Raw genomic sequence first — 8,320 nt, forward strand, 5'->3', positions numbered from 1 at the left:
CCGCCAGCACCGCCGAGGACTGCTCCGCCAGCGCGACGACCAGCCGCGCCGGCAGCCAGCCGGGGCTCAGCGCGCTCACGGCCCGGCTCAGGCCGCCGTCCAGCTCGGTCGCCCCCGGGCCGCCGCCCCGCGCGGGCGGACCGGCCGGCGCGCCGTCCACGACCGTGGGCATCGCCCCCGCGGGCGCCTGCGTTGCTCCTGCCGCGGGCGCCGGCGCCGGGGCGAGGCGGATGCCGCGCATCAGTTTGTCCAGCAGGCTCTGCGCCGTCGGCCGGTCAGCCGGGTCGGGGGCGAGGCATGACCTCAGGGTGTCCCGCAGCTCCTCCGGCAGCGCGTCCGCCTCGGACCCCAACTGCCCCGTCGCCGCGTACGCCAGGACCGCGCCGAGCGCGAAGACGTCCCCCAGGGGGCGCGGCCGCCCACCCGTGATCTGTTCCGGGGGCAGCGCGTCCGACGGCAGCCCCGGTACGTCGGACCGGTCCCCGCCTTCCGGGACCGCGGCCCGTACCGCGCCGAATCCGAACAGCCGGGGTCCGTCGTCCGCGATGAACACCGTGCCCGGCGCGATCCCCGCGTGCGTGGCGCCCGTCGTGTGGACTGCGGCCAGCGTCTCGGCCAGGGCCGCACCCAGCGCGCGCACGGTGCGGATCGGGAGAGGCCCTCCGTACGTCTCCAGCGCGGCGGGCAGGGGCAGCATCGGCCGGTACGGGGACGCGCTCCACGGGGGCCTGTCGGCCGCCCCCGAGACCTCCGCCACCGGGGCGAGCCAGCTGAACCGCCGGGCGCGGCCGAGCAGGCGTGCGCTCTCCGCCTCGGCCAGGAAGCGGGCCCGATGGGCGGCGTCGCCCACGCGTTCCGCGAGTGGTGTGCTGACCACGACGGTACGGGCCCCGTCCGCGCCTCGTGCGATGAACTGGCGGGTGGCCGCGGTGATCTCGCCCGCTGCCGGAGCCAGCCTCGCGATCACGTGGTACGACCCGAGCCGCCGCGGATCGTCCTGGCTCAGCGGTTCCACACGCGCCCCCCGTGGCGGCCGAGGGGACGACGCAGCCCGTCAGCCACTGGTCAGCCCGCGCGCCGCGCTGTATACGTCCAGTGCGGCCAGGCACAAGGGGACCAGGGAGAGCAGGAAGGCGCTCTCGGCGAGGTCGGAGAGACGGCCCCAGAAGGGGGACAACCCGACCCTGGGGATGATCAGTGCGATGGCCAGGAGCAGACCGGCGCCCGCCGTGACCGCGGCGGCCAGCCAGAGGGTGCGGATGTCGAGCGGCCCGCGGTCGTTCTCGGTCAGCAGCTTGATGACCGCGTGGGCCGGCGGGTTCAGAGACAGCCCCAGAACGAGCAGGGCGAGCGAAACCAGGCCCGCGCCGAGGACGGCGGCGACCTGGGTGGTGTAGCGGAAGAGGCGGGCGCGCAGCAGCATCGCGAGGCCGGAGGCGAGCGCCAGCAGCTGACCCCACATGTTGTCGGAGAAGCCCAGAACGGCGGCGGATCCGACGACGACGGCCGAGCAGCCGCCGACCAGGCCGAGCAGCATCTCGTGGCCGCGGCGGGCCTGGGCGGCGACGCGCTCGGCATCGAGGGGCTCCGCGGCGTGCGCGGTATTCGCGTCCAGGCTCTCGTCGGCGGCCGAGTGGGGGGCCGCGTATCCGATGGGCAGCCGGGCGACGCGGGCCGACAGACCCGGCAGGAAGGCGATGGCGCCGATCGCGACGACGGCGCAGACGGCCGCCGTCCCGGTGGGCCCGGCTTCGGTGAGGATCGCGCAGAACGTGGCGACGGTGCCGACACTGGAGGCGAAGACGGCCGCGACGAACGGCGCGTCACCGCCCGGCATGGCGGCGACGAGGGCGACGGAACCGACGAGCACGGCCACGCAGCCGAGCAGGAACTGCAAACGGCCGATCCCCTCGTTCTGTTCGAGGGCGAGGAGGCCGGACCCCGCGATCATGAGGTGGGGCAGCGCCCCCAGTCCGAGCGCGATGGCGGACGCGCGGTCCTCGTACACCCGGGCCCGCACCCCGGCGAGCGCGGTCAGCAGTACGCCGACGGCCGCGGCGATGATGCCCGGCAGGCCGTGCATGTCGTGCTTGACGGGGTCGGCGAACCAGAGCACGAAGCCCATGAGGATGAGCAGCAGGGAGCCGCCGAAGAGGCCGGACGCCCGCAGGAGCTGGTCGTTCCACAGGGTCCGGTCGCGGGTGACGGCGGAGGCGATCGCGTCCGAGACGTCGTCGTAGACGGCGGGCGGCAGTGATTCGGCGAAGGGACGCAGGGACAGCAGCTCGCCGTCGAGCACCTGCTGGGCCGTCAAGGAACGGGAGCTGTCCAGCACCGTACCGTCGCGCCGCACGAGGTGGTATCCGGTGGGCGTGCCCGCGGGCTGGGTCTGACCGGTCAGCCGCAGGATCTCCGGATACACGTCGGCGACGGCGACATCCTCGGGAAGTGCGACGTCGATCCGGCTGTCGGGAGCCACCACCGTGACTCTGCAGAAGCCGGTCGTAGCGGACGTACTCACTTTCAGGTCCCCCTCGTTCGCTCTTCGGCCTCGCTCGTGACATGCGCGCGGCGGCCACCCTACCCGGGCCGTACTGCCCATACGTCGATAGGATCGCCCCTCGCGGAGGGAGGCCGTCGCCACGGGGGTGCCGGACGAGAACTGTCCCGCCGCGCGGAGGGATGAGGGATCCGGTGAGCCAGGTCGTCGTCAAGCGCCAGCCGAGGGCTCTGCCGCCCGAGGTGCCGACCGAGGAACTCCGCCTCGAACCGCCCCCCGAGCTGCCACGCGGACAGCAAGAGGGCATCTTGATGCAGCTGTTGCCGACACTCGGCATGGGCTCGTCGATGGTCTACTTCTTCATGCCGGGCGCTCAGCCCATGATGAAGATCATGGGCGTGATGATGATGTTCTCCACGCTCGGCATGACCATCGCGATGGTCATGCGGCACCGGCGGGGCTCCCAGGGGCAGATGGCGGACTTGCGTCGCGATTACCTCAAGTACCTCGCGCAGACCCGCAGAACCGTACGGAAGACGGCGCGGCGGCAGCGTGACGCGCAGTACTACCTTCACCCCGCCCCGGAACAGCTCTGGGCAGTCGTCGCCGAGGGCAGCCGGGTGTGGGAACGGCGCTCGACCGACAAGGACTTCGGCCAGATGCGCATCGGGCTGGGGCCGCAGCAGCTCGCCACTCCCCTGGTCGCCCCCGACACCGCCACGGTCGACGATCTGGAGCCGCTGACGGCGGGCGCGATGCAGAAGTTCCTCGCGACACAGGGGTCGCTGGACGCCATGCCCATGGCCGTCTCGCTCCGCGCCTTCTACCACATGACGGTGTCCGGAGTGCCGGAGTACGTTCACGGGGCGACGCGGGCGCTCATCGCCCAGCTGGCCACGCTGCACTCACCGGGAGGACCTGGTCATCGCCGTGGTCGCCGCCCGCGGGGCGGCGGAACAGTGGGAGTGGACCAAGTGGCTCCCGCACGCGCAGGTGATGGGCGCGGTCGACGGTGCCGGCTCGCGGCGCCTGTTCAGCGACTCGCTGGCCGAACTGGAAGAGCTGCTCCAGGGCCGTCTGGACGGACGCAGCCGGTTCAGCCGGGACGGGCAGCCGGCCCTCGACCAGCCGCATGTCGTGGTCGTGCTGGACGGTGGGATCGTGCCGCCGGACTCGGCGTTCGCGGCGCCCGAGGGCTTGCAGGGCGTGACCGTCATCGAGGTGGTGGCGGGTGAGCTCGACGAGCCGCGCGGCGGTCTGTCGGTCGTCGTACGCCCGGGCAAGCTTCACCTGCTCTCGCAGCTCGCGGCGTACGACGGCACCCCGGACCTGCTGTCCCTGGAGGGCGCGGAAGCGCTGGCCCGCCAGCTCGCACCGCTGCGCATGGGCGGGGGCGACGACGACGAACCGCTGCTCGCCAACCTCGACTTCACCGATCTGCTGGGGCTGGGCGACGCGGGCTCCGTGGACGTGTCCCGCACCTGGCGGCCACGCTCCCTGGCCGAGCGGCTGCGGGTGCCGATCGGCATCACGGAGGACGGCTCACCGGTCATGCTGGACCTCAAGGAGGCGGCCCAGGAGGGCATGGGCCCGCATGGTCTGTGCGTCGGCGCGACGGGTTCCGGCAAGTCCGAACTGCTGCGGACCCTCGTGCTGGGTCTCGCGGTGACCCACTCGTCGGAGACCCTGAACTTCGTTCTGGCGGACTTCAAGGGTGGCGCGACCTTCGCCGGGATGTCCGAACTCCCCCATGTGGCCGCGGTCATCACCAACCTCGCGGACGACCTGACGCTGGTCGACCGCATGCGGGACTCGATCACCGGCGAGCTCCAGCGGCGTCAGGAGCTGCTGCGCTCGGCGGGCAACTACGCGAACGTGCACGACTACGAGAAGGCGCGTGCCGCCGGAGCCCCACTGGAGCCGCTGTCCTCCCTCGTCCTGGTGATCGACGAGTTCAGCGAGCTGCTGACGGCGAAGCCGGACTTCATCGAGATGTTCATCCAGATCGGCCGGATCGGCCGATCGCTGGGCGTACACCTGCTCCTGGCCTCGCAGCGGCTGGAGGAGGGCCGGCTGCGCGGTCTGGAGACGTACCTCTCCTACCGCATCGGTCTGCGTACCTTCTCCGCCTCGGAGTCGCGTACGGCCCTGGGCGTACCTGACGCCTATCACCTGCCGTCCGTACCCGGTTCCGGCTACCTGAAGTTCGGAACGGACGAGATGACCCGTTTCAAGGCGGCGTACGTCTCGGGCACCTACCGCACCCGCACCACCACCGATCTGGACGGCTCGTCGCTGCCGGTCGAACGGCGGCCGGTGCTCTTCACGGCGGCCGCGGTCCCCGTGACGTACACGACGCCCGACCCCGCGGCGCTGCTCACCCCGGCCCAGCAGGATGACGACGCCCTGGCCGAAACGGTCCTGGACGTCATCGTGGGCCGCCTGGAAGGACAGGGACAGCCGGCCCATCAGGTGTGGCTACCGCCCCTGGACAAGGCCCCGTCCCTGGACGAACTGCTGCCGCCCCTCGCCACGACCCCGGACCGTGGATTGCAATCGGCGGACTACGCACGGCCCGGCGGCCTGGTCGTCCCCATCGGCCTCATCGACAAGCCGGTCGAACAGCGCCGCGACATCCTGTACCGCGACTTCTCGGGAGCCGCCGGCCACATGCTGGTGGTGGGCGGTCCGCAGTCCGGCAAGTCGACCCTGATGCGCACCCTGGTCTCCGCCTTCGCCCTCACCCACACCCCGGCCGAGGTGCAGTTCTACGGACTCGACTTCGGTGGCGGCGGCCTGAGCACCATCGCCGACCTGCCGCATGTGGGCGGAGTCGCCTCGCGCCTGGATCCGGAAAAGGTCCGGCGCACCGTCGCCGAGGTCGCCGGTGTCCTGGCACGCCGCGAGGAGTACTTCCGCACCCAGAACATCGACTCCATGAACACCTACCGGCGGCAGCGGGCGGCTGGTCAGCACGCCGACCAGGGGTGGGGCGACGTCTTCCTGATCGTCGACGGCTGGGGCAACTTCAAGGCCGAGTACGACATGCTCGAAGGCATCATCACCGACATCGCCGGCCGCGGCCTGGGCTACGGCATTCACATCGTCATCACCGCCTCCCGCAACATGGAGGTCCGGGCGTCGCTCAAGGACCAACTCCTCAACCGTCTGGAGTTGCGCCTCGGCGACACGATGGACTCGGAGTTCGACCGCAAGGTCGCCGCGAACGTCCCGGCCGGTGTGCCGGGCCGCGGCCAGATGCCCGAGAAGCTCCACTTCATGGGCGCCCAGCCGCGCATCGACACCGGCAATGACCCCGAGGGCATGACGGACGCGACCGCGGAGATGGTCCGCGCCGTGGGCTCCGCGTGGTCCGGCCCGCCCGCTCCCCGCGTCCGCCTGCTGCCGCGCAAGCTCCGCGCCGACGAACTCCCGAAGGGCTTCGAATACCCGCAGCACGGCATCGCGATCGGTATCGACGAGAACAACCTCGAGCCGGTCTTCGTCGACTTCGAAACCGACCCCTTCTTCGTCATCTTCGGTGAGAGCGAATCGGGTAAGACGTCCCTCATCCGCCTCATCGCCAAGCAGATCACCGAACGGTACGGTCCGGACGAGGCCAAGATCGTGGTCGGCGACTACCGCCGCTCCCTCCTCGGCGTCATCCCGGACAGCCATCTTCTGGAATACGCCCCGATCGCTTCGGCGCTGGAACTCCACGCCGGCGCGCTGAACGGCCTCATGGAACGGCGCGCCCCCAAGCCCGACATCACCCCTCAGCAGCTGCGCGACCGCAGCTGGTGGAGCGGCCCCCAGTTCTTCGTCATCGTCGACGACTACGAACTCGTCTCCACGAGCAGCGGAAATCCCCTGGCCGTCCTCACCGAGAACCTGCCCTTCGCACGCGATGTCGGCATGCGTTTCATCATCGCGCGCAGCTCGGCGGGCGCGTCGCGCTCGATGTTCGAGTCCTTCATGCAGCGCGTGAAGGAACTCGGCGCACAGGGAATGGTCCTGTCCGGAGATCCAGGCGAGGGCGACGTCCTCGGCGGCGTCCGCCCACGCCCGATGCCCCCCGGCCGCGGCTACTTCGTCTCCCGCAAGAGGGGCATTCCGCTCACCCAGGTGGGCTGGCTGCCCGAGCAGTAACAGACATCACGAAAGCGGCTACCAGGGGGAAACATGACATCCGATGAAGAACGGGGCGACCCGGGTGCGGACGCCGCGGCGGGCCAGCAGGGCACCCATATGCGCCTCAACCAGGCCGGCTCATCCGACAACCCTCAGCTCTTCGGCCCTCCGGCCCCCAACCTCGCGACCTCGCCAGCCAAGAAGAAGGCCGCGGTGAAGGCCCTGGGAGGCCCGGACGGCATCGAGCACGACACCAAGAAGGCGGGCGATTCGGCCGACCTCACCACGGAGAAGGCGGCGAAGGAGTTCAAGGACTGGAGCACCGGCGCAGGCCTCACCACAGCCCTCAAGGGATGGCAGGCCTCCCTCAAAACTCTTCGGCACCGTCTGGCCGCCGAGAAGTCGGCACTGAGCGACACCCACAAAGCCCTGTCGGGCACTGATCAACGCAACGGGGAATTGTTCGCCCAGCGCCCAACGACGGGCGATCCCTCCGCAGGCCCGCTCTACCGGTCTCGGATTTCCGATTACTAGTGACCACGCCTTGAAAACGTCTCATCGCCGACGGCTCATCATCGGGTCAGCAAGCGCCGTATGCCTGCTGATCGCCGTCGGCGCGACCTTCTACGCCACGGGAGGGTACGAGAAATGGCGTGATGACACATCCCTGAACGAAGCATGCGGAGGCGTCGTCCCGAAGAGCGACATGCGCTCCGCGCTGGGTGACGATCACGTCCGCGCCGAGTCGGATACCACGCGGTACTTTCCCGACGGCGAGGACGGACGCATCACGAACTGCTATGTCGAGGACCCGGACAACGGCAAGACCATCACGGTGGACCTGCACTGGAGTTCAGAGGCGGAACGGACAGCCTCGGCCATCAAGCACCAGTTCCTCACCACGGTCGGCGGTCCCGCCGTCCCCATGGGACGAGGGTGGCCGGGCACCGTGGTGTCGGATGAGGGCCTGTACGGTGGCGTGGAGCTCGGATGCCGCGACAAGAAGGGCGAGAGTCTGCTCGTCAGCACCTTCGCATTCGATGATCTCCTCGACCCCGAGAACCCGGACGAAGGCCGTGGAGCCTTCGCCCGGGTGACGAGTGGCATAGCGAAGAACGCGGCTGAGAAGTACGACTGCGATACCCAGACGGGTGGCGACGTCAAGAAAATCGCCCCCAACCCGCTGCGGAACCCGATCCCGATCACCCAGGCCGAGGGAACCTGTTCCGCGGTGGCCAAGCTGGACCTCAAGCGCCGCAACCTGGAGTCGGTTACGGAAGCCCCCGCGGACCCGACGTCCCCAGCGGAGGACTGCTACCTCAGAAACGCCGAAGGCGATCCGGTGTACAGGCTGACCGCCCTCTACGGGAGCTTCGCCAAGAGTGTGCGCTACAAATCGTCGAGCTTCGAGCTCCACGATTCCCTCGGCGCCGGTGAGGACTCGGGCGCCGACGCGAAGACCCACCGCGCTTACGGGAATGCCCGCTGCCCGGGGGGCCTGGATACGGGGCTCTACACCCTGTCGGGACTCTCCCGGAGCACGCAGAACGAACCTTCCCTCAAGGTGCCCGACCCCGCGTTCGAGCGAGCCGCGCTGAAGGCGTTCGCTCAGCAGTCCGCCAAGCGCCACGGCTGTACCGGGCTCCAGACTCCCTAAGCGAGCTCAGGCGGCCGGTTAACTGAGAAAAA

At 70.2% G+C, this 8,320-nt stretch carries 3 protein-coding genes and 2 pseudogenes; 3 read left to right on the plus strand and 2 right to left on the minus strand.

Annotated features, from left to right (window positions below; translation table 11 throughout):
• Together SSOG_RS53510 and eccD are read right to left on the minus strand one after the other, a co-directional pair.
• Positions 1–1,015 (minus strand): annotated as a pseudogene (locus SSOG_RS53510) (PQQ-binding-like beta-propeller repeat protein); the annotation flags it as partial.
• Positions 1,016–1,054: 39 nt separating this feature from the next.
• Positions 1,055–2,521 carry a type VII secretion integral membrane protein EccD gene (gene eccD, locus SSOG_RS12845; protein WP_039937390.1) on the minus strand — a complete coding sequence of 489 codons (1,467 nt, stop codon included), beginning with the start codon at positions 2,519–2,521 and terminating at the stop codon, positions 1,055–1,057.
• Positions 2,522–2,694: 173 nt separating this feature from the next.
• Here eccD and eccCa point away from each other — a divergent pair.
• The 3 genes and pseudogenes from eccCa (at position 2,695) to SSOG_RS12860 (ending at position 8,288) form a co-directional block, all read left to right on the plus strand.
• A pseudogene (gene eccCa / locus SSOG_RS12850) lies at positions 2,695–6,649 on the plus strand (type VII secretion protein EccCa).
• Positions 6,650–6,682: 33 nt separating this feature from the next.
• Positions 6,683–7,165, plus strand: coding sequence for a hypothetical protein (locus tag SSOG_RS12855; protein ID WP_009714654.1), 483 nt, complete (start codon positions 6,683–6,685; stop codon positions 7,163–7,165).
• A gap of 172 nt (positions 7,166–7,337) precedes the next feature.
• Positions 7,338–8,288: a hypothetical protein gene (locus SSOG_RS12860; protein WP_039937392.1), complete on the plus strand. Its 951-nt coding sequence runs from the start codon at positions 7,338–7,340 to the stop codon at positions 8,286–8,288.
• The last annotated feature ends 32 nt before the right edge of the window (positions 8,289–8,320 follow it).

This window comes from Streptomyces himastatinicus ATCC 53653 (assembly GCF_000158915.1).
In the GTDB taxonomy this organism is placed as follows: domain Bacteria; phylum Actinomycetota; class Actinomycetes; order Streptomycetales; family Streptomycetaceae; genus Streptomyces; species Streptomyces himastatinicus.

Excerpts from the sequence above, each read along its gene's own strand:
- SSOG_RS12855 (WP_009714654.1), top strand. The coding sequence starts at position 6,683 with ATGACATCCGATGAAGAACGGGGCGACCCGGGTGCGGACGCCGCGGCG.
- SSOG_RS12860 (WP_039937392.1), top strand. The coding sequence starts at position 7,338 with ATGCGCTCCGCGCTGGGTGACGATCACGTCCGCGCCGAGTCGGATACC.